Raw genomic sequence first — 20,974 nt, 5'->3', positions numbered from 1 at the left:
GTTCTACCATAAATCATCGTTTTCTTCCGCCTGCTTCGCAAGCAGCTTCTGAACGGCTGCGCGAAGCGGATCAAGCGGAACATCCACCTCTACCTGTCCTCTCGCCTTCGCTTGGCAAGCAAGCCTGTAGCCTTCTGCTTCAAGCCCGGCCAGCTTCCGCCGTTCTTCGTCCGCGATCGGCATCAGATCACTGCCAGGACGTACTTTCACTTTACACATAAAGCAAGCCGCATTACCGCCGCAGCGCGTCTGAATCAGTACGCCTGCTTTTCTTGCCGCCGACAGGACGGAAGTCCCCGGCTTCACTTCGATGCCTACTCCAGAGGGCCAGAAGGTTACCTTTGCGCTCATTTGACGGCACCTGCCTGTCGGTAAGCAAGCCGCTGATGCATTTGTTTTCTCGCTTCAACGGTTAATACATTGCGTTTCTCGATAAGTCTTCTTGCTTCCTCATGACGGGTTTCATCCTTCATATAATGGTCAATAATCATCGCTATCCGATCCTCACGGCGGCGAAGCAGGTTGAACCATAGCTCATGCGCAAGCGGAACAACTCGAACATCCCATACCCCTTCTGCATCCTTTACAGCAAAGCTCTCCGAATGCGGATTTAACAGGGTTCTGACCTCCGTTATATAGCGTGAGCCGTCTGCCCGCACGATGAAGCCTCCGACAAGCTCAACCGATATCCCCTCGACGATAAAATGACTCAGCACCGAACGATAATTGCCGCACTCGCTTAGCAGCTTGGCATCCGTAGCAAAGGGCTTCAGTATTTCATAGATCTGATCATAGTCATCGTCATCTACGTACAAATCAATATCATTTGGCATGGCGGGAAGCGGCACTCCACGCAGCAGCAGCCCGCTGCTGCCTCCCAGGACCCACGCAGCCTCCACTCCCGCAAGTGCCCGGACGATGGCAGCAAGAGCGTTCTCTATTGGTGTATGATGGTTCATTACTGCACATCCTTCCCCAGCGTATCGGACTCTAGAAATACGGCTTGTTTATTGCCTTAATCGACATTTCACCGCTCTTGACTATAGCTTGACAAGCAAGACGGTAACCTTCTTCGAATTCCTCCGGCTCCATCCGGTCCCACTCGGCATCCGTTATCCCCTCTAGCGCGGCGCCTCCTTCTTCAATGAAGCAGCGGCATCTGGCACAAGTACCGCGGGTGCAATTCGAAGACCAGTCAACCTTCGCTTTCAGCGCCAGCTTTAGCAGCGTCACGCCAATCTCGGCTTCAACAACCGCTGTTTTGGTTCTCCCCTTCAATTCAATCATGCGATTAGTATTCCTTTCAAGCTGTTCTTATGTATGGTTGTCTTTATTAAATAATGGCTATCAGCCCGCACAGAAAACCAAATACAAGCAGAATAAAGGAAACAAAGGATAACGTAAACTTTATAATGCCTTTGGTCTTTAAGCGGGCAAACGTAATCATAACGGCTGCGATCGCCATCAACCCGATTCCGATTAAAGATACCCACATCTTCGTCATTGGATCCATGAACTAATCTACTCCCTAGTCGATAACCGTAATAAATGCAACACTCATTATAACATCATGCATAAAAAAGGACAAAAAAAGCCAAAAAAATCTGCTGAATCCCAGCAGACTTTTTTGACCAGATCCTTACTTAATCATCATTTTGATCAGAGATTCGATACCGCCTATGCTCATGCCGCTGGCTTTCACGGCTTTAACAATGTCATTCATTGTTTTATCCGATACCGGAACCTTAGCCATATCCGAAACCTGCTTGATCAGCTTGCGGAGCTCATCCTCGTTCTGCATCGTAGATGCCGAAACCCCGTTTGCCAACTTCTTTACCGCATTCTCGGAAATGTTTTTGCCTGTTTTCTTGTTTATTGCGTTAAGAACATCTTTGGAAAGATCTTTAGCCATTACATTCCCCTCCTTCAATATCGCTGCGGACCTTATAAGCATTCGCCTTGCAACATCATATGAGAGGGGGAAATGAATGGTATAGGCGCGTGTCTTAGTCTAGCTGTTCAATTTCATGCGTCTTTAAACGGCCCATCAAATTCTCAACGGCAGACTTCGGTGAATTGTTCGCAAAGAGTACGCTGTACAGCTCAGCCGTAATGGGCATCTGCACGTCATATTGCTTCGCAAGCTCATTGGCTGCCCGGGTTGTTCTCACGCCTTCCACGACCATGCCCATCCGCTCCAGCACTTCCTCAAGCGGCGTGCCGTCGGCCAGCATGGAGCCCGCGCGCCAGTTACGGCTGTGCTTGCTCGTACAGGTAACGACAAGATCGCCTACGCCCGCAAGACCGGCAAAGGTAAGCGGGTTAGCCCCCATAGCCGTACCAAGCCGGCTGATTTCCGCGAGACCGCGGGTTAGCAGAGCCGCTTTGGCATTGTCGCCAAAGCCCAGTCCGTCCGATAGCCCCGCGCCAAGCGCGATAATATTTTTAATGGCGCCCGCAACCTCGACACCAACTACATCCGGATTCGTATAGACGCGGAAATAGGTGCTCATAAAGGCGTCCTGAGCCTGCTCGGCCGCTTTCAATTCCGCAGACGCCACAACTACCGTTGTTGGCTGCTTGCGGATCACCTCTTCGGCATGGCTTGGTCCGGACAGAACAACAATCTTCTCGGCAGTTCGGTTCAGCTCCTCCGACAAGACGGTTGTCATCCGTTTCAATGTATCCGCTTCAAAGCCTTTTGTTGCGTGAACAACCAAAGTGCCTTCAGCCAGATAAGGAGCCGCCTGCTTGGCTACCGCCCTCATCGCTGATGAAGGGGCTACGAACAAAGCCAGCTCCGCGTCCCTAAGCGCTTCCTCGATATCCGTTGTCGCATGAAGCGATGACGGCAGAGTGACGCCCGGCAGATACTTCTCGTTCGTCCCGCTCGTATTCATCTGCTCCGCATGCTCGGCAGACCGTGTCCACAGCCGTACATCATATCCATTGCCGGCCAGTACAGCGGCAAGCGCGGTTCCCCAGCTGCCTGCAACCAGTACCGCCGCGCGCCTTTTATGTTCCGACTTTGCTTGCGACATCCTTCCGATCACGATCCTTTCTTAGCACCAAGCTTGTTCTCTGTTCCTTGCAGCAGCTTTACAATATTCGTACGATGCCGTACGAAGGCAAATACGCACAGAATGAGACTGACCGTTAAGACGGGAGCGGAATAATAGAAAATCGAAATAAGTACGGGGGTCAAAGCCGCGAAAATAAGCGAGCCAAGCGATACATAACGGGTTATGGCAATTACGATAATCGTGACAACTCCGGCGATAATTGCAGGTACAAAGGCAAGCGAGGCGAGCGCGCCAATTGTTGTCGCAATTCCTTTGCCGCCTTTAAAGTTGAAATAGATCGGCCAATTATGTCCTATAATGGCGGCGAGACCGCAAATAGCGGGCGTCCAGTCGACACCTTCATCAAGCCCGAGCCAGCGGCCGATGAAGACCGCGGCAATTCCTTTTCCGAAATCAAGCACGAAGCAAAGCAGGCCCGGTCCTTTTCCCAGGACACGAATTGTATTGGTTGCGCCTGCGTTGCCGCTGCCGTGCTCCCGGATATCAATGCCTTTCACTAGTCTGGCGATCACGATGCTGAACGATACCGAGCCGAGCAAATAACTCAGAACAACCGCGATTACAGCGTATATCAAGCGTCTTCTCCCCTAATCTTCATCCGATTTCTTTCTTGTGAACAAACGGACTGGCGTGCCTTCGAAATCAAAGGCCGCGCGGATCTTATTCTCGAGGTACCGCTCATACGAGAAGTGCATCATCTCCGGATTGTTTACGAAAATAACGATCGTCGGTGGCTTGGTTGCCACTTGCGTCACGTAATTGATTTTGAGGCGTCTGCCTTTATCCGTCGGCGGAGGATTGTAAGCAACCGCATCCGACACCACATCATTAAGAAGATGCGTCTGGATCCGCATCGCATGCTGCTCCGATACATGGTTCACGACTGGAAGCAGCTTATGCAAGCGCTGTTTTGTCTTCGCAGATAAAAAGACGATTGGCGCGTAGGTCATAAACAGGAAATGGTCGCGGATATTTTGCGTGAAATCCTGCATGGTCTTGTCATCTTTCTCGACAACATCCCATTTGTTCACGACAAAGATCGAAGCCTTGCCCGCTTCGTGCGCATAACCGGCAATATGTTTGTCCTGCTCAATAATGCCTTCTTCCCCGTTAATGAGGACCAGCACGACATCGGCACGTTCGATAGCTTTCAGTGCCCGCATTACGCTGTACTTCTCCGTGGACTCGTAAACTTTGCCGCGTTTGCGCATACCCGCCGTATCAATCAACACGTAACGCTGGCCGTCACGCTCGAATGGCGTATCGATGGCATCGCGCGTAGTTCCCGCCACGTTGCTGACGATAACGCGCTCTTCCCCAAGCAGCGCATTAACAAGCGAGGATTTGCCTACGTTCGGACGTCCAATCAAAGCTACGCGGATGACATCCTCATCATAACCGTCGTCCTCAAGCTCAGGGAGCTTCTCAATGGCTGCATCCAGCATGTCGCCGATCCCGAGTCCGTGCGAACCGGATATCGCAATCGGTTCTCCGAAGCCCAGGCCATAAAACTCGTAAATTTCGTCCATGCGGTTCAAGTTGTCCACTTTGTTGACAGCCAGAACAACCGGCTTGCGGGAACGGAACAGCATTTGCGCCACTTCGTCATCCGCATGCGTAACGCCTGATTTCGCGTCGCACATAAAGATAATGACATCCGCCTCTTCAATTGCAAGCTCAGCCTGCATCCGGACGGATTTCATAATTTCGTCTTCACCATCGATTTCAATACCGCCTGTATCTACGATGCTGAATGCTTTACCATTCCATTCTCCTGGGCTATAAAGACGGTCCCGGGTTACGCCCGGTTTATCTTCAACGATTGCCAGCCGATCGCCAACCACCCGGTTAAAAATGGTGGATTTGCCCACATTCGGGCGACCAACTATTGCAATAACGGGTCTTGCCATAGGTCAATGCTCACTCCTTCAGAAATACTCACGACTATCATCATAGCAAAAAACAACGTTCTTGGCTAACTTTTCATCTTTTAATGATGGTTTACAATGACAATCGTTCCGTTTTTCAGGTCATGCGCGCTGGCATCCAATATTTTCTCGAGGAGAAAGGCGGTCTGCTGCATCGCTTTCTCGTCCGGCTCAATAAAAATAGGCGCGCCGCCGCCTACTTTCTCATGTTCTATTGCCACAACCGCTATAATCTTAGCCATTATTGGCAGCCTCCTTATTAACCGAAGCTTCCGTAGGCATGCGAACGGCCGATTCCAGAATCGGCACCTTGTTAATGACCTGGAGCGCTTTCGTCATATCCAGTTCCTGCGGGAGGAAAAAGACAGCCAGCCTGCCGTCCTTCATATCCAGCTTCGCCATCGGAATAAGAGCAGGCTCCCCATCGTCCCTATACACGCCCAGGATAGTCGACAGGTCATATAGAATCGCCTGTCTTTGCCCCAGATTGCTGATGGTTACTTTCCCGTTCGGGTTATATGGCGTCAGAATGAAGCCCATACCCTGTTTCTTGATAATCTCCTGATTGGCCTGCAAGCCAACGTTCATAATGTAAATATCCCCGACGAACAGGTCCGGTCCGTCAACCCGCACCGCGGCACCTTCCGTACGGCAAATATGGGATATCGTTTTGCCTGATTTCAGATAACGGACAAACAACAGAGACAGAATTCCTCCGCCAATGCCTAAATAAATATTCCAGATAATCGCGAACAGACTAGTCACCAGTGCCGACATAATAACGAGATAGTTACGTCCCTCGAATACCATGGCAATGCCTTCTATGTAGGTGGAACCGCGGCTGACAAGCTCCAGACTGTCGATCTTGGTCAACGTCTCTCTCTCCATCTTCCTCACATCCCGGAACTGCTGCGCCGCAAGCGACAAAAAGGTAATCGCCGTGTAGTCTTTATTGTAAAGCGCGGGGACCGCAACGGCCCCGAGCGCCGCAGCAATAACTCCAAGGGAGATGTGGATAATCCGCCCGTGAGGATAAGTCGGGTATTGCCTGTAATCGGTAGTCAGCATAATAAGCCGTGATATGATCCCGAATACAATTCCGAGCAGCACGCCTAATAACATTTTGTGCTCAACTAGATAAGCGTTCATTTGGGTGAGCTTCCTCCTTTATTCCTCCATGGGATAGCTATAAAACGGACAACGCCGGTACGGACGGCCTGAAATAAAAGGCTGATGACTCGTGCAGTAGCAAAAGCGATCCATAAGCTATCCCACCATTGCAGGGAGCCGATAGATGCCTCATACACCCCGCGCTGCAGCAAGGCATGAACCAGCTCTGCTGCAGCACCGGCAAACAGCAGTACGGTAAACTGATGTTGGCCCTTCGTGGAAAAAGCCGATGCCAGCACACCTGCGACAACCGGCCCGTCCAGGAAAGGATCCAGCCAGAAAAACACAGGGTCAACGCTATACATTTTCCTGACGCTTCCCCAGATCATGCCCGCAAGCAGGGCACAAATCAGAAGGTAACCTCTGGAATCCCAGACTAACGGTCCTCGCATCGCAAGCAGGGTGATGAGCATCAGAAGAATAGTGCCCGCAAAGACATGAATTTGAACCTGCCCGATATGGAAGGTCTCCTTGATCGGCTGTAGCGCCGCGCAGACTGCCAGAGCAAGAAACACCCATTTTCTGTTCTTCACGGATAGTCCGACAAGGTTCGACCATCCGGTAGTTATTAATATGAAAGCCATGAGCATAATCCAGATTGAAATATATCCGGCATTCACAAGCAAGATCACCTCTCGTTGACATATTATGCTCCAAATAAAAGGGGCTATTCCCGATTATTGCAAATCGGGAACAGAAAAAGAGGCCATGCCTGATTAATTGCAATCAGGCATGGCCTCTCTCATTCATCAATATTAAATTATTTCAATTTGCTCAGCTTGTCGCCGAAGCGTTCAGCCAGCGAGTAGCTCATGCTGGAGCTGTTCAAGCTGACATTCGGGTTATTGCCCAAATCTTCCGGCTTAACCTGTGGAGTACGCTCACGTTGCGGTTTACCCGATCTTGGAGCTTGCTCGGAAGCAGCAGGCTGTTCAGGAGCTTCTTCTGTTTCTTTGATGCTCAGGCTTACGCGTTTCTCGGCAGCGTTGAAATCAAGCACTTTCGCTTGCACTTCTTGACCCTCTTTCAATACTTCGAAAGGAGTTGCGATGTGACGGTGAGCGATTTGCGAGATGTGTACAAGACCTTCAACACCCGGAGCGATTTCAACGAATGCGCCGAAAGTAACGAGGCGGCGAACCGTACCTGTTACAATGTCGCCAACGTTGAATTGGCCAGCAGCGGATTCCCAAGGACCTGGTTGAGCTGCTTTGATGCTCAGGCTGATTTTGCCTGCTGCAGGATCAACTTTAAGTACTTTAACCGTTACTTGTTGACCTTCGGATACTACATCCTTCGGATGAGCAACATGCTGCCACGACAGCTCGGATACGTGAACCAGACCGTCGATACCGCCGATATCCACGAATGCGCCGAACGGAGTCAGGCGTTGCACGGTACCTTCCAGCTGTTGACCCACTTGCAGGCCGGCAATGACTTGTTGTTTGTTTTGTTCGAACTCAGCATCCAGCACTTCTTTTTGCGACAGGATGACTTTGTTGTTCTCGCGGTCGATTTCTTTCACTTTCACGCGGAGCGTACGGCCTTTGTAATCGCTGAAGTCTTCAACGAAATGACGCTCTACCATGGAAGCCGGGATGAAGCCGCGTACGCCAACGTCAGCGACAAGGCCGCCTTTTACAACATCGGCTACGGCAACTTCGAATACTTCACCGCTCTCGAAACGGCTTTGCAGAACGTCCCAAGCTTTCTCGCCGTCGATAAGACGTTTCGACAGAACGAGTTTTTCCTTCTCGTCGTCGATGCTGACAACTTTCAGTTCAACCTCTTGGCCAACTTGAACGGCATCGCCTGCGTTATCCAGTTGTACCGCGGAAAGTTCACGAACCGGAATCACACCGTCATATTTATATCCAAGGCTTACATAAGCTTGGTTATCATCGATTTTGATGACCGTACCTTTTACTGTATCGCCTTTTTTCAAGGACACAAAGTTGTCCAATGCTGCCTGGTCTTGAACGTTGATTTCTTCTGACATGGAAATAACCTCCTCAATTCATACCCCAACTTTATTTAAATCTGCTTTCTCGAATGGAACGCAGAATTTAAAACAACTTTATTTGTTCTTCTCAATCATCTCATAAATGCGAGACATAATGGCGTCCGTAATACGGTCCAGCTTATCCGGTGAGGATTCATTTATGATTGCGGAAATATCAACCGGTGTGCCGTAGTATACTCTCGTCTTACGGAATAGCTTATAATTGCCCACAACCGCTACAGGTATAATCGCTGCGCCGCTGCGGTAAGCAATCATCGCCGCGCCCTTTTTCGCCGCCGCACCATCGCTGTTTCGCGTGCCTTCCGGGAAGATCCCCATCACTTTCCCTTCGCCAAGAAGGTTAAGCGCGGAACGGATCGCATCCTTGCCAACGCCCCGTTTGACCGGAAAAGCGCCCCAGGCCCGGATAAGAGGACCAAACACCGGGATCTTAAACAGCTCGGATTTGGCCATATAATGAACCTTGCGCGGCACTCTGATGCCGACAGCAGGAGGGTCCAGCAAGCTTATGTGGTTTGAGCAGAGGATAACGGATCCTTCCTTCGGGATATTCCCCAGCCCGTGAACTTCAAGCCGGAACAATAGTCCGTATAGGAAATTAAACACTGCTCTAAAAATGCCATATAACATTAGTTTACTTCGCCTCCGCCAATTTGGTTCGGCTTAATTTCACAATTGAAGCCGCAACTTCATCGATTGACATGGATGTGCTGTCGAGGACAAGAGCATCCTTGGCACAAATAAGCGGAGAAATCTCTCGTTGTTCGTCAAGCCGGTCACGTTCCGCAATTTCCTGTTCAAGCTGCTCCAAAGTAATCGTTTGCGTTCCCGCAATCTCTTTGAAGCGGCGCTGCGCGCGTTCTGAAACGGATGCGGTTAGGAAAATCTTCAGCTCCGCGTTTGGCAGCACATGCGAACCGATATCCCGGCCGTCCATGACCACGCCTTTGCGCTCTGCCAATTGCCGCTGGAGTCTGCCAAGCAATTCTCTTACGGTTTCATTCGCTGCGATATGCGATACGGCTAGCGTGACTTCCCGGGAACGGATCAGATCCGTAATATCCTCGCCGTTCAAGAAAACGGCTTGCCCGCTCTCGCCCGGCGCCAGTCTAATATCCAGCGTCCTGGCATGCTCAGCCAGCTTCTCGCCGTCCCGCGGCTCAATTCCCGCCCTTTGGGCGCTGAGCGTTACGGCCCGATACATCGCACCTGTATCGATATAAATGTAATCTAGCTGTTCGGCAACCTTGCGCGCGACCGTACTCTTGCCTGCACCGGCAGGACCGTCTATCGCAATGTTAATCCGGTCGCTGTCACCGTCTTGCTGCATCACCAACATCCTACCTCCTCAAAAGAATTAACACACAAGCAGCCTGTTTGGGCTGTTCGTGATGATTCTTGCATCGATAGCCTAAGCTTATCGAAAGAATGGCCGAATGCTGATGCACCTCTCAAGCATTTACGGCTTGGCCGGTTCTAATGAACCGCTGCCAACAAAAGATTACCGGAAATATGTATAAATTCCGGAGAATGCTAAGCCTTTTTTTATAAGATATGACTTATAAAGCTTAGAATTCAAGAAAAAAGCAGGCACCGCCTGCGATCGTGAAAATTATACCACACAATAAACGCAGATGCAAAAACGACAGATGCCCAAAAACGCTGTCCCTCCGGGCTAAAAGCCTAGCGGTATGCCTCACCTTCCCAGTGCTCAACATCTGTCAGCCAGTGTCTTATGTTGTCGTTTTGGAGCATAAATTGCGCTAGAATCACTCCGATTATAAGAATAAAAGCAACCTTGACCAGCCGTTTCGAGACGGCATCCATCTGCTTCTTCAACTCTTCTTCATCTTCCGTAATCCGCACCGAAATCCCTGCCTTTTCCTGTTTTTTCAGAATAGGATGTGCAGGCAGGTCCAATCTTATGCAATCAAAAACAAGCTTATCTTCCTTTGAATTCCAGCTGTCTCTCGAAGCAGAATCTGATAATCTTCTGCCGTTCGCTGTCGCTGATCGCAATAAACTTACTCATAATCTGCTTGCGACCTGTTACGAGATCAACGACGCGAACAACCTCTGCCTTGAAGGAAGAATGCTCCAGCGTGCCGTTCTTATACGGAACCAGAAGCCAGCAGTCCATCTCCATACCGGCCTTAATCGACCATTTGCCGTCGCAAATAAAGGAAATGCCGCCGCCGCCTACATCGTCGGTCACCGTAACAAAACGAATGTTGCCGGATAAATTCACCGCGATTTCAAGGTCTGCGGCAACCCGCAGGAAATGACGGCGCTGTACCTTTGTAATGCGGGCCGGGTCCGGTCTGCGGATCTTGATCAGCTTGACAACATCATCATCCCGGAAGCCAATGACGTGGGAATCGAAATAATGTTTAATGCCGTCTTCCGATAAATAATAGACCGACAGCTCGTCCCCTAGAAAAAGCCGCTTCATCCGGCCTGTTGCTGTATTGAGCGGATTCTCGATAAGCAAACCATCTTCCAGCTCATCTGCAATTCTGGTTTTGTACTGGGCAGCTGCCTCTTCCTCATCAGCAGAAGCGATCTCGAAAAACAACATTTGGTTTACTCTAGGCAACAATTGGCTCCCCTCCCATATTGGTGTTTATTATAACACGCCTATTTGAGGGGAGCTATATCGTTATTTGCCGGAATTTGTCCGTTTGTCGAGCGGTGACAGCTCCTCGATCGCTTCTTCGACACCCGTCTCCGAGTTGATGTAGATCCGGTAATCGCTGCCGTTCACCCTGCCGGTAAATTCATGGCACAAGGCTTCTTCGCCCATTTCATTCAAGATCAGCGCCATCTGTTCGCCAGCTACTTTGAATTCCGGATTAAGCGCCTTGCGGGCTTCCGCTTTGGCAAGCTTCGCCTTTGGCAGGCTGCGCTTATGATGCTCATATACATAATCGTTGGCTTGGAGGCCAACGGCTTCCCCGTTATCAAGCGCAACCTTAACGGTTAGCTTCTCCGGATAGATAAGCACGCCGTTTTGCGTGCTGACAAAGGTAAATGCCCCTGTATTGTCGTACATATTGTAGCTGACTGCCCTCATGTCTTTAAAACCATGGTCATTCAGGAATTTTTCCGCGGAAGCCTGGGCTTTGCCCTGATCGATCTTTTTCTCCCCGATATCACGGGAATCCATGAACCAGATCAGCTTGCCGCCTCTTTGCGTATAGTCCATCTGCATTTTTTGACCGGATTTCGGTTCCGTTACAGTGGCGGAGAAGGAGGAGTACTCGGTACCCTTGCCGTTCTCCACGACGCGGATTTCAGCCGGTTTCGCGCCTATGAACTCCGATACATGCTTCTTAATATCGTCAGCTGTAACCATTTTGCCGCTCAGCATATTAATGGAACGCTTCTGGTACATGCTTGCTACGGACGGTCCCCAGTTGATTTCAGGATATTCGCTTACTTTCTTGTCGACCGTCTTGAACCCGTCGATTATCGTATTGTCGTTAGGCGAATTCTGTTTTGCCAGCGCAACCTCAACGTCCATCCAGCGCAAATGATCGTTCAGTACCTTCTCCTGCATGCTGAACAGATCTTTGGAGATGTCGTCCGACTTGGCATACAAGGTTTTCAGAGTCTTGAACTCATCCTCGGATAAAGGCTGCTTAGTCAGATCCCGAACCGAAGTCTTGTAGGCGAAGTTAGCGATGCGCGACAAGAAATCTTCGGCTTCGTTAAACGGCAGCATCGTCAGAGGAAGCTGGTTAATCTCGTTTTGCGCCTCGCTGGTCAGACGCCATACATTCACGAGCCCCTTGCGATGATAGCTTTGGGAGGTGGAGTTCACGGCAAGCGTGTTCCCGAGCTGTTGATGCAGCTGCTCCACATGGTAGGTGAGATCGTGGAAAGCACGCTGGTACTGGTTCTCAGCCTTTATAAGAATCGAGTTTTTCTCTTGATGCTCTTGATAGCCCCAATATACTGAGCCGATTAGAAAAAGCGTCATGATCGGGAACAACACCGCGCTTAGTCGTTTATACATAACAAAAAAGCTCCTTTCTTCTGCAAAACCTAGCGTTAGTTTGGTTTGCAGAAGGGAGCTTTATGCATCTGTGTCAAATGCTGTGTTCTTCAATATCGAGGTCATTCATGTTGTTGCAAATGCATTGCTTGAAGCCGGTGTCGATCATTCCTTTATCGCGTCTGCCGCGCAGAACAAACTTCTCGCCGCATACATTGCACCGTATCGTTACCTTAACCCTTGGTTCCATTCCAGCCTCCGTCATTATAATGATTATTACTAACCATTATGGACGGAAGATTTACAGTTTAACCTCATCCTCGCGGCTGATGAAGCGGAAAGGCGAACGGGAATTGGCATTGTTCATTTTGCGGAGACCCCACACCCACAGAGCCACCATAAACGGAACGATTACAAACATCCAGTTAGTCTTGAACGAAATCATAATATAGTCATACGCTCCGTGCAGCAGCAGCGGAAGACATAAAGAGATCGTCAGATAAATATTGCGCTTCGAAGCTGTAGCGAACTTGGCCTTGCCTAAGTAATAGCCCATCATCACTCCAAATAGCGCATGACCGGATACGGGCAGCAGCGCTCGCATGAGCAGCGTTCCAAAGGTCGATGGCGAGTAAATCGCGTACAATACATTCTCAAGAGTAGCGAAGCCAAGCGAGATCGAAGCTGCATACACGATTCCGTCATACGGTTCATCGAACTCCGTATGGTTATAGATCATGTGATACAAGACGAACCACTTCACAAATTCCTCAATTCCGGCCGATTCTACAAAAGAGAACAGAACAGGCTGATTGTCGCCAAACCACAGCTGCAAGCCGCGCTGGATGACAACGATCGGCACGACGATGAGGACACCGAGCAGAAACATACGAACGACCATATGAATCGGCTCTGCATCATAACGGTCCTTTAGATACAAATACGTAAGCAGCGAAACCCCAGGGGCCACCGCGGCAGTCAGCACAGAAAACATTAGCAATTCGATGTTTCACCTCCCAGGCACCCGGCGGAGCGCTCCCGCCGCCGGTTATACCCAGCCGCGATAACGCACCGCCTCCGCCATTTTTCGTACGCCTGCCATATAGGCGGCAAGACGCATGTTGACATTCCTTGATTTATGAATCTCGTATACTTGGTTAAAGCCGCGGATCATCATAACCCGCAGCCGGTCATCCACTTCTTGTTCATCCCAGTAGAAGCCCTGATTGTTCTGAACCCACTCGAAATAAGAGACAATAACCCCTCCGGCACTCGCCAGTACATCCGGTATAAGCAGGATGCCGCGTTCGGATAGTATCCTCGTCGCTTCGAGAGTAGTGGGTCCATTCGCTGCTTCCACAACTATGGTTGCTTTGATGCGCGGAGCGTTATCCTCCGTAATCTGATTCTCGATTGCAGCGGGGACCAGCACATCGCAGTCCAGCTCGAGCAGATCCCTGTTGGATATCGTCTGCGGGAATAGATTCGTTACATTGCCGAAGGAATCGCGCCGATCGAGCAAGTAAGGAATATCTAATCCATCTTCATTATACAACGCTCCGTTCACATCGGATATACCAATTACTCTCGCACCGGCCTCATGCATGAATTTGGCAAGATAACTTCCGGCATTGCCGAAGCCTTGAATGACAATTCTTGCCTTATTCAGCTCAATTCCTTTAAGAGCAAGCGCTTCATGAATCATAATAACAACGCCGCGAGCCGTGGCCGTTTCTCGCCCTCTGGAACCGCCGAGCACAATCGGCTTGCCCGTAATGAAACCGGGAGAATCAAATTCTCTAATGCGGCTGTATTCATCAAGCATCCAAGCCATAATTTGCGAGTTGGTCATCACATCCGGAGCCGGAATATCTTTGGTCGGGCCAACAATCTGACTTACTGCGCGGACATATCCGCGGCTCAGCCGCTCAAGCTCGCCAAACGACATTTTTCTCGGATCGCAGATGACGCCGCCTTTGCCTCCGCCATAGGGCAGATCCGCAATGCCGCATTTCAGGCTCATCCAGATCGATAATGCCTTTACTTCGTTTTCCGTTACGGCCGGATGGAAACGGACACCGCCTTTTGTCGGGCCAACCGCATCATTATGCTGTGCCCGGTAGCCGGTGAACACCTTGGTTACGCCACTATCCATCTTAACAGGAATCCTGACGCTTAGAACTCGCATCGGTTCCTTCAAGAGCTCAATCATATCCTCTTTATAGCCAAGCTTCAATAGGGCTTCTTCAATAACTACCTGTGTGGACTTTAAAACATCGTTATCCGCCATAATTCAAGTTCACCCGCCTTTGTCTACTTGTAATATGAGCGTGTATACATCACGATATTCCAAAAGCACCCCATTACATGCAAGAAGAGCACCTGCAGACAATTATTTGTCTGCCGATGCTCTAATCCCATGTGCTTCTCAATTATAGAAATGAGTGCAAATTTCCCGCACAGCTTGAGACGGCATAATGACCTTGCCGTACTCCTCCAGCATTGCGTAGGTGACAGATGTCGCTTCTCCGTATTCGGCAAGCAAGGCAATTACCGCATTATGGCGTGCCGTCTCGATTAGTGCCGGCTCAAGCGCCAAAATCCACTTCCCGTTGTACGAATACAAGCGTCCATCCTCCGTAAGCGAAGCTGCCTGCAGCTGTTTGCATACATTAATGACATCCTCAAAATCCCTGAATGAATACATTACGATATCGCTCTGCTCCATCGTAACTTCCATTTCGTATATCTCGTCTTCCGTGTCTTCATCATCGGTTGCCCGTTCATCGGATTGACCGTTCATTTTGCCACGGGTGACGATCACCACCATTCCTTGGGCGGGGAGGGCAAACACTTCGACCGCAAGCGGGCCGCTGGCATCGAAACCCAGTTCACTGTATGCTTGTTCCATCATTTCACTGAATAGATCGTGTACTTTAGGGATTTCGCGCCACATGTCTTCCTTCTGGATCCCCCGCTCGAGCAGGTCGTCGAACGTCAGGAAAATCCGTATCTTGTCCTGACTAAGCCGTTCGATTTTCATGACAGGATCCTCCTCTGCAGCATCTGTTGTAAACAGCGTATGAAATTATTGGTAAGATGTGATCAAAATGATCAAATCGTACTATGTATTACTTTATCATGTCTGTCCCCGGATTGCACCTAAATTAGGCAAAAAAAGAATCGTTTATGCAGCGCCGGTAACAAGCGCGTACATCAACGATTCCATATGCAGCTTCATTAATGCGGTTTGAAAGACGATTCCGCCATGATCTGACTCGCCTGCTCCTTAAGTCCGGGATCGCTGTTGATTAACTGCTCAACCTGCTCCCAGCCTCCTCCTTGCTTTCCGGCGGTATCGTCTGAATGCTTTGGGGCAATCGTTGATGCCTCTACTGCTTTGTTAAGCCCTCTTTTCATCATCATGGATGCCGCGCTTTTGCCGATGGACGAACATGCGCTCGCAAGCGAGCTGGATGCCCATGCCGCCATTCCGGGTCTTTTGCGTGATACGTATACGGCTGCCGCCAGACCTGCTGCGGCGCCTAACATGAACCCGCCGATTCTCATGATATGCGTTTCCTCCTTCGGGGATAGTTGCACCATTTATTTTCTCCCCGACAACAAGCATCATCCTGCTCAATTTCAGGAAAACGGGCAACGCCTTTGACCGTATGTTAAAATTGGATAAAGCAGCCAAACTACTGACAACAAGGTGGAGATTTGATGACCAAAGCTAACCTCGGCACTGTCTGTGCCGTTCTTGCCCTTACAGCACTTTTGACCTCTTGCAGTTCTCCGACCAAGGCAACTAACACAGGTACAAGCATTGAGCCGTCAGCAAGCACAGCTGCCGCGCAATCTCCTCCTGCCGCCCAAGCATCCGCCAAGACTACAGCGCCAGCCGAAACGCCAGCGACGCCAAGTCCAACACCCGAGGCAAAAACACCGCTGTACAAAATGACAAGCGCATACCGGTTCGTCCCTCTTGATGAAGCAAAAACATCCAAAAAAGCGGTTCTGCTTACCTTCGACGATGCTCCGCACAATAAGGAAGTTATAAATAGTCTGCTCGATACGCTGGATAAACATAAAGCAAAGGCGATTTTCTTCGTGAACGGCTACAGAGTCAAGCAGCATCCCGAATTATTGAAGCTGATCCATGAACGGGGACAAACGATCGGCAATCATTCCTGGGATCACGTCGATCTTAAGAAAGAAGAGCCTGCTAAGGTCGAATCGCAAATCGCCGATGTTCAAACAGAGGTAAAAGCGCTGATTGGCAAGGAACCCTTGTTCTTCCGCCCTCCGTACGGCTCCGGCGGGGATGCCGTCAAGGAGACGGCAAAAAACCACGGCATGCTGTTCATGACGTGGTCGAATGGTTCACTTGATTGGGAGCAAAAGTCTCCCGGCAATCCGGACAAAGTGGTCAGCAACGTGCTGGAGCAGCTTCATCCCGGGGCCAATATTCTGATGCATGAATTAACATGGACGGCTGCCGCACTCGACGACCTGCTTACAAAGCTCGAGGAGAAGGGGTATACCTTCATCGATCCCGAGACGATTAAGGTCACTCCGTAAACCGCAAGCCGTAATAGAAGAGCCCTGCCACCAGACAAACGAATAACAGAAATAAAAGATTATAATACCATTTGGTTACTTTCTGCACACTGGAAGGGTGTACCTTACGTCTAGGCGGCAGCGCCTCTGCATTCGTGTCGGTCGCGTTGCCAGGCTGAACTGCCGCCTGCACATGTTGTCGTTTCCCTCTTGAGCTACCGAATTTCTCCACTCTGCTCATCACTGCTCTGTCTGCTCCCTCCTGAATCGGATAATTAATCCCATAATCAAATCAACCAAGAAATGCGCAAGGATCGGCGCCCATAAAGTACCGGACTCGATATAAATCCAGCCTAACCCATAACTGATCGAGAAGACAAGACCCGTAGGAATCCAATGCTTCAGGTAACGGACATGAATGGCTGCGAAGATGATGCTCGTCCAATACGGACCAAAGGAATGCTGGACTGCGCCCCGGAACAATACTTCCTCGCAGACGGCAACCACAAACGAAATAACAACAATATGCCATACCGGCCTGTTGCGGAAAATACGATCGTTGATGCCACCGTCATCGGTTGCTTCCTCCGGAACCCATCTGGAAATAAGCAGGTCAACGACAATAACAGCAGCCGCCAGACCAAGCCCCCACCATAAGAAGGAAAGATTATCGGGAAATTGTAACAAATGAAATGGATTGGAACGCTGAAATAATGCCCATACCAAACCGATAATAATAGTAATTGCTTGCGTAACGTAAAGATTTACTAGCAGCATGCGGTCGTCAAGCTCATCGACGGATAATTGGCGCACGTGGATATTACGGAGATCGAATTTTTTCATAGCTTCCCGCCTGTCTAAGTAGGTCATATTTCCTTTTATGATCATTTCACCTATACTGATAGGGCACAAACGACGGCATCATCTAATACCATAGAAGGAGATTTGTGATGGAGAAACGTTTACCTCGTTCCGCAATGATATTTAGTTTGGGGTTTGTCTTTATGCTTGTCTGTGCCGTTGGCGCATTCTTCTACGGCGTAAAGCTCGGAACGTCCAAAACGGAAACCAAATACGAAATGAAAGAGCTGCAGGCTGCGAAGGTTCCGGATAGCAGTCCTTACCAGCAGCAGGATCTTGTCTCTTTTTATCATACCGTATTTTTGCCTTACCGTGAATTTCAATCCGATTGGGATGCTGCGATGAGCGAGTTTGCTCAAGGCAAACCGGGCAGTGCATCCTCTACGCTGAAGGAATTGGCTGAGCTTGCACATTCGAAACGAACAGAAGCCGCATCCTTCGATATGCAGAAATCTCCGCTCCTGGGCGATGCCCAGTCGAATTATATCCGTAGTCTGGAGCAGTTCGAGCAGGCTGCGAGAGCAGCGGCTGCAGGCGCCAGATCAACGGATGTCTCCAAGCTGCAAAGTAAAATTGAACAACTGGACTCTTACCGGCTTGCCGCACGGAAGGCGTTGGACGCGCAACAGGCTTATTACGCCGCCATGATGAAATGGGGAGCAACGGTTGAGCCAAACATCCCTACTGATTATACTATGCCAAAGGTAATCGAAATCAAGAAATGGTCAAACCTTCCGCTAATCGTCAAAAACAAGCTTATGGCTGACCAGCTCGCTTCCCGCGAGCAGCTTACCGTCTTTTATCCGCAGGATCTGACGAGCCGAATCGATGACTTTATCTCTTCTGGCCAGCCGGCGAAGCTGAATCTGAAGTCGGTAACGGCGATCGCCGATCTGCTTATCGATACGGAAGCCGTGCGCAGCGGAGATTTTTCAGAGAACCGTTCGAAGCTCTATAAGCAGGCCCTGCTGCCTCAGCTCCCATTCTTCTCGTAAACGGAATCACACTCAATCATATTGAAATCCTTGTAACGAGGCTATAGCGGCCATTCCGCCGGTAACATTGTGGAGGCTGCCATAGCCTTGTTCTTCTAAATAATTGCAAACGGCCGCACTGCGCACCCCATGCGCGCATACTATATATAACGGTTTGTCATCCGAAATGGTTCCGAGACTATAGGGGATCGTATTCATAGGTATTAATCGGGATGATTCCAGATGATAGAAATCCCATTCAAAACTTTCGCGCACGTCAATAACCTGCTCCGGCTCGATTTGTCCGTCCGCAAGCAGCTGCAGCAGTAATGCAGGCTCCAATTCTTTCCACTTACTCATAACCGTCTCTCTCCCCTGACCTGATCATATCTCTTGTGATGCTTTGAATCATAACGAAAATTTCACATTTGATCAAGTTTATACATTGCAATTGTCCACCACCATGCTATAAAATAGTAACGGTTGTCCATATCGGTTTTATCACGTTTCGACATATAATAAAGCGTGCATTTTTTCACACATCAGGGACAACAACAACAACGATTGCCGTATTACAGACGAACATCTCGTCCGGCTCGCTCTCGTTTCTGTGCCGGGACGAGGTTTTTTGTTTTAGTGACCATCTATTTAGAATACAAATGGACGTGAAGTGCCGACATATCGGGCAGACCGCTTGTTTGCTCCATATGTCGGCACTTCACAAAAATTTTAGGAGGCAATCTACATATGTTTAAAGTGTTAGTATCGGATCCCATCAGTGATCTGGGCATTCAACAGCTTGTAGACGCAGAAGATGTTGCAGTCGACAAAAAGCCTGGACTCAGCGAAGACGAATTGGTAAGCATTATCGGTGAATACGACGCCCTGCTCGTGCGCAGCCAAACGCGCGTAACGCCGCGTATCATGGAAGCCGGCAAGCAGCTCAAAGTTGTAGGCCGCGCCGGTGTAGGCGTGGATAATATCGATCTGGAAGCAGCAACGCAACGCGGTATTATCGTTATCAATGCGCCAGACGGCAACACGATTACAACTTGCGAGCATACGTTTGCCATGATGATGGCGGTTGCCCGTCACATCCCGCAAGCCTACCTGAAAACCGTAGGCGGCGTTTGGGACCGCAAATCGTTCCTCGGCGTTGAGCTTCGCAACAAAACGCTTGGCGTTCTGGGCATGGGACGTATCGGCAGCGAAGTAGCGAAACGCGCAAAAGCATTCGGAATGGAAATTATGGGTTATGACCCGTTCATGACGGAAGAGCGCGCGGAGAAGCTTGGCGTTAAGCTGGCTACCGTAGACGAAATCGTTCGTAACGCAGACTTCATGACCGTTCATACGCCGCTTACTCCCGAGACTCGTCATATGATCGGCAAGAAGCAATTCGAAGTAATGAAGCCTGGCATGCGTATCGTTAACTGCGCACGCGGCGGTATCATCGATGAGCTTGCGCTTGTAGAAGCAGTTGATGCGGGTATCGTTGCCGGTGCTGCATTTGACGTATTCGAAGTAGAACCGCCGGCTGAAGATCATCCGTTCCTGACTCATCCGAAAATCATCGTAACACCGCATCTTGGCGCATCTACAGTAGAAGCGCAAGAGAACGTTGCAATCGACGTATCGGAGCAAGTGCTGCATATCCTGCGCAACGAACCGTTCAGCAACGCGGTTAACATGCCTCCTATCCCTGCTAACCTGCAGAGCAAGCTGCAGCCTTACTACTCGCTGGGCGAAAAACTCGGCAGCTTGGTGGCTCAGATTACCGAAGGCGCTGTGCAAGAAATTACAGTACGCTACTCCGGCGAGCTTGCAGAGGTTGATACCCAGCCGCTGACACGTTACATTGTCAAAGGCGTGTTGTCCCATCACCTTGGCTCCGACCAAGTAAACGTTGTTAACTCGATGCACCTTGCTAAAGTTCGCGACGTGAACATCGTACAGCAAAAGTCCCAGGCTTCCAAAGACTTCACGAACCTGGTAACCGTATCGCTCCGTACGAAAAAAGAAGAACGTATCGTTGCAGGCACACTGCTCACAGGCTATGGAGAACGCGTTGTCCAAATCGACAAGTTCCCTGTAGACGTTACGCCTGAAGGCAACCTGATCCTGATCTCGCATAACGACAAACCGGGCATCATCGGCCGCGTTGGTACGCTCCTGGGCAACAACGACGTGAACATCGCAACGATGCAAGTAGGTCGTCAGCTGGTTGGCGGTTCCGCGATCATGGTTCTGACCGTTGATAAAAACGCAGGCAAAGACATCCTCGAGCAATTGACAAACCTGCCTGACCTGAACACGGCTAAAGAAATTACATTGTTCTAATAGATAAAACGCCGGACATCCTCGATGTCCGGCGT

28 protein-coding genes are annotated in these 20,974 nt (G+C 49.9%); 3 read left to right on the top strand and 25 right to left on the bottom strand.

Going from position 1 to position 20,974, the window contains the following annotated elements; translation table 11 throughout:
• Nucleotides 1–3: 3 nt before the first annotated feature.
• From M3194_RS08705 to M3194_RS08600, 22 genes are all read right to left on the bottom strand, one after another.
• On the bottom strand, nucleotides 4–351 hold the full coding sequence (locus tag M3194_RS08705) for a 2Fe-2S iron-sulfur cluster-binding protein (protein ID WP_251653020.1): 348 nt from the start codon (nucleotides 349–351) through the stop codon (nucleotides 4–6).
• Nucleotides 348–959, bottom strand: a complete 612-nt coding sequence (locus M3194_RS08700; RefSeq protein WP_251653019.1) for a hypothetical protein — start codon at nucleotides 957–959, stop codon at nucleotides 348–350. The genes M3194_RS08705 and M3194_RS08700 overlap by 4 nt, the downstream gene beginning before the upstream one ends.
• A gap of 31 nt (nucleotides 960–990) precedes the next feature.
• Nucleotides 991–1,287 (bottom strand): 2Fe-2S iron-sulfur cluster-binding protein, encoded by a 297-nt coding sequence (locus M3194_RS08695; RefSeq protein ID WP_251653018.1) that lies wholly within the window; start codon nucleotides 1,285–1,287, stop codon nucleotides 991–993.
• 46 nt (nucleotides 1,288–1,333) lie between these two features.
• On the bottom strand, nucleotides 1,334–1,513 hold the full coding sequence (locus M3194_RS08690) for a DUF2768 family protein (RefSeq protein WP_251653017.1): 180 nt from the start codon (nucleotides 1,511–1,513) through the stop codon (nucleotides 1,334–1,336).
• A gap of 126 nt (nucleotides 1,514–1,639) precedes the next feature.
• Complete coding sequence (locus M3194_RS08685; RefSeq protein WP_251653016.1) at nucleotides 1,640–1,912, bottom strand: stage VI sporulation protein F; 273 nt, start codon at nucleotides 1,910–1,912, stop codon at nucleotides 1,640–1,642.
• Between the two features lie 94 nt (nucleotides 1,913–2,006).
• Nucleotides 2,007–3,041 (bottom strand): NAD(P)H-dependent glycerol-3-phosphate dehydrogenase, encoded by a 1,035-nt coding sequence (locus tag M3194_RS08680; RefSeq protein ID WP_251653015.1) that lies wholly within the window; start codon nucleotides 3,039–3,041, stop codon nucleotides 2,007–2,009.
• Nucleotides 3,042–3,049: 8 nt separating this feature from the next.
• Nucleotides 3,050–3,658, bottom strand: coding sequence for a glycerol-3-phosphate 1-O-acyltransferase PlsY (plsY, locus tag M3194_RS08675; RefSeq protein ID WP_251653014.1), 609 nt, complete (start codon nucleotides 3,656–3,658; stop codon nucleotides 3,050–3,052).
• Between the two features lie 12 nt (nucleotides 3,659–3,670).
• Nucleotides 3,671–4,993 (bottom strand): ribosome biogenesis GTPase Der, encoded by a 1,323-nt coding sequence (gene der, locus M3194_RS08670; RefSeq protein ID WP_251653013.1) that lies wholly within the window; start codon nucleotides 4,991–4,993, stop codon nucleotides 3,671–3,673.
• Nucleotides 4,994–5,073: 80 nt separating this feature from the next.
• On the bottom strand, nucleotides 5,074–5,253 hold the full coding sequence (locus M3194_RS08665; protein WP_251653012.1) for a capping complex subunit for YIEGIA: 180 nt from the start codon (nucleotides 5,251–5,253) through the stop codon (nucleotides 5,074–5,076).
• A complete protein-coding gene (locus tag M3194_RS08660; RefSeq protein ID WP_251653011.1) occupies nucleotides 5,246–6,160 on the bottom strand; it encodes a YIEGIA family protein in 915 nt (304 codons plus the stop codon). Before M3194_RS08660 ends, M3194_RS08665 begins: the two co-directional genes overlap by 8 nt.
• The gene (locus tag M3194_RS08655) at nucleotides 6,157–6,801 is read right to left on the bottom strand and encodes a YphA family membrane protein (RefSeq protein WP_463674783.1); all 645 of its coding nucleotides are present in this window, start codon (nucleotides 6,799–6,801) and stop codon (nucleotides 6,157–6,159) included. Before M3194_RS08655 ends, M3194_RS08660 begins: the two co-directional genes overlap by 4 nt.
• A 140-nt stretch (nucleotides 6,802–6,941) precedes the next feature.
• Nucleotides 6,942–8,180, bottom strand: a complete 1,239-nt coding sequence (gene rpsA / locus M3194_RS08650) for a 30S ribosomal protein S1 (RefSeq protein WP_251653009.1) — start codon at nucleotides 8,178–8,180, stop codon at nucleotides 6,942–6,944.
• Nucleotides 8,181–8,258: 78 nt separating this feature from the next.
• Complete coding sequence (locus M3194_RS08645) at nucleotides 8,259–8,834, bottom strand: lysophospholipid acyltransferase family protein (RefSeq protein WP_251653008.1); 576 nt, start codon at nucleotides 8,832–8,834, stop codon at nucleotides 8,259–8,261.
• Nucleotides 8,835–8,838: 4 nt separating this feature from the next.
• Nucleotides 8,839–9,543 (bottom strand): (d)CMP kinase, encoded by a 705-nt coding sequence (gene cmk, locus M3194_RS08640; protein WP_251653007.1) that lies wholly within the window; start codon nucleotides 9,541–9,543, stop codon nucleotides 8,839–8,841.
• A gap of 344 nt (nucleotides 9,544–9,887) precedes the next feature.
• Nucleotides 9,888–10,070 (bottom strand): hypothetical protein, encoded by a 183-nt coding sequence (locus tag M3194_RS08635; RefSeq protein ID WP_251653006.1) that lies wholly within the window; start codon nucleotides 10,068–10,070, stop codon nucleotides 9,888–9,890.
• A gap of 76 nt (nucleotides 10,071–10,146) precedes the next feature.
• On the bottom strand, nucleotides 10,147–10,803 hold the full coding sequence (locus M3194_RS08630) for a flagellar brake protein (RefSeq protein WP_251653005.1): 657 nt from the start codon (nucleotides 10,801–10,803) through the stop codon (nucleotides 10,147–10,149).
• Between the two features lie 60 nt (nucleotides 10,804–10,863).
• Entirely contained in the window at nucleotides 10,864–12,222 is a 1,359-nt protein-coding gene (gene ypeB / locus M3194_RS08625; RefSeq protein ID WP_251653004.1) for a germination protein YpeB, read from the bottom strand.
• Nucleotides 12,223–12,295: 73 nt separating this feature from the next.
• A complete protein-coding gene (locus tag M3194_RS08620) occupies nucleotides 12,296–12,451 on the bottom strand; it encodes a hypothetical protein (protein WP_251653003.1) in 156 nt (51 codons plus the stop codon).
• Nucleotides 12,452–12,502: 51 nt separating this feature from the next.
• Complete coding sequence (prsW, locus tag M3194_RS08615) at nucleotides 12,503–13,201, bottom strand: glutamic-type intramembrane protease PrsW (protein WP_251653002.1); 699 nt, start codon at nucleotides 13,199–13,201, stop codon at nucleotides 12,503–12,505.
• Nucleotides 13,202–13,249: 48 nt separating this feature from the next.
• A complete protein-coding gene (locus M3194_RS08610) occupies nucleotides 13,250–14,491 on the bottom strand; it encodes a Glu/Leu/Phe/Val family dehydrogenase (protein WP_251653001.1) in 1,242 nt (413 codons plus the stop codon).
• Nucleotides 14,492–14,629: 138 nt separating this feature from the next.
• Nucleotides 14,630–15,244: a genetic competence negative regulator gene (locus tag M3194_RS08605; RefSeq protein ID WP_251653000.1), complete on the bottom strand. Its 615-nt coding sequence runs from the start codon at nucleotides 15,242–15,244 to the stop codon at nucleotides 14,630–14,632.
• A 197-nt stretch (nucleotides 15,245–15,441) separates the two neighbouring features.
• The gene (locus tag M3194_RS08600; protein WP_251652999.1) at nucleotides 15,442–15,807 is read right to left on the bottom strand and encodes a hypothetical protein; all 366 of its coding nucleotides are present in this window, start codon (nucleotides 15,805–15,807) and stop codon (nucleotides 15,442–15,444) included.
• A gap of 120 nt (nucleotides 15,808–15,927) precedes the next feature.
• Here M3194_RS08600 and M3194_RS08595 point away from each other — a divergent pair, with 120 nt between their 5' ends.
• Entirely contained in the window at nucleotides 15,928–16,785 is an 858-nt protein-coding gene (locus M3194_RS08595) for a polysaccharide deacetylase family protein (RefSeq protein WP_251652998.1), read from the top strand.
• Here M3194_RS08595 and M3194_RS08590 read toward each other — a convergent pair.
• Together M3194_RS08590 and M3194_RS08585 are read right to left on the bottom strand one after the other, a co-directional pair.
• Nucleotides 16,775–17,008, bottom strand: a complete 234-nt coding sequence (locus tag M3194_RS08590) for a hypothetical protein (RefSeq protein ID WP_251652997.1) — start codon at nucleotides 17,006–17,008, stop codon at nucleotides 16,775–16,777. The genes M3194_RS08595 and M3194_RS08590 overlap by 11 nt on opposite strands.
• Complete coding sequence (locus tag M3194_RS08585) at nucleotides 17,005–17,607, bottom strand: CPBP family intramembrane glutamic endopeptidase (protein ID WP_251652996.1); 603 nt, start codon at nucleotides 17,605–17,607, stop codon at nucleotides 17,005–17,007. Before M3194_RS08585 ends, M3194_RS08590 begins: the two co-directional genes overlap by 4 nt.
• 107 nt (nucleotides 17,608–17,714) lie before the next feature.
• On the opposite strand from M3194_RS08585, the gene M3194_RS08580 reads away from it, so the two are divergent.
• Entirely contained in the window at nucleotides 17,715–18,620 is a 906-nt protein-coding gene (locus M3194_RS08580; protein WP_251652995.1) for a hypothetical protein, read from the top strand.
• Between the two features lie 12 nt (nucleotides 18,621–18,632).
• Here the strand turns inward: M3194_RS08580 and M3194_RS08575 are convergent, their stop codons facing one another.
• Nucleotides 18,633–18,959 carry a rhodanese-like domain-containing protein gene (locus M3194_RS08575; RefSeq protein WP_251652994.1) on the bottom strand — a complete coding sequence of 109 codons (327 nt, stop codon included), beginning with the start codon at nucleotides 18,957–18,959 and terminating at the stop codon, nucleotides 18,633–18,635.
• 387 nt (nucleotides 18,960–19,346) lie between these two features.
• On the opposite strand from M3194_RS08575, the gene serA reads away from it, so the two are divergent.
• On the top strand, nucleotides 19,347–20,939 hold the full coding sequence (serA, locus tag M3194_RS08570) for a phosphoglycerate dehydrogenase (protein ID WP_251652993.1): 1,593 nt from the start codon (nucleotides 19,347–19,349) through the stop codon (nucleotides 20,937–20,939).
• The last annotated feature ends 35 nt before the right edge of the window (nucleotides 20,940–20,974 follow it).

The organism is Paenibacillus glycanilyticus, assembly GCF_023715145.1.
Classification (GTDB): Bacteria; Bacillota; Bacilli; order Paenibacillales; family Paenibacillaceae; genus Pristimantibacillus; species Pristimantibacillus glycanilyticus_A.
This window is presented reverse-complemented; position numbering and strand designations above follow the sequence as displayed.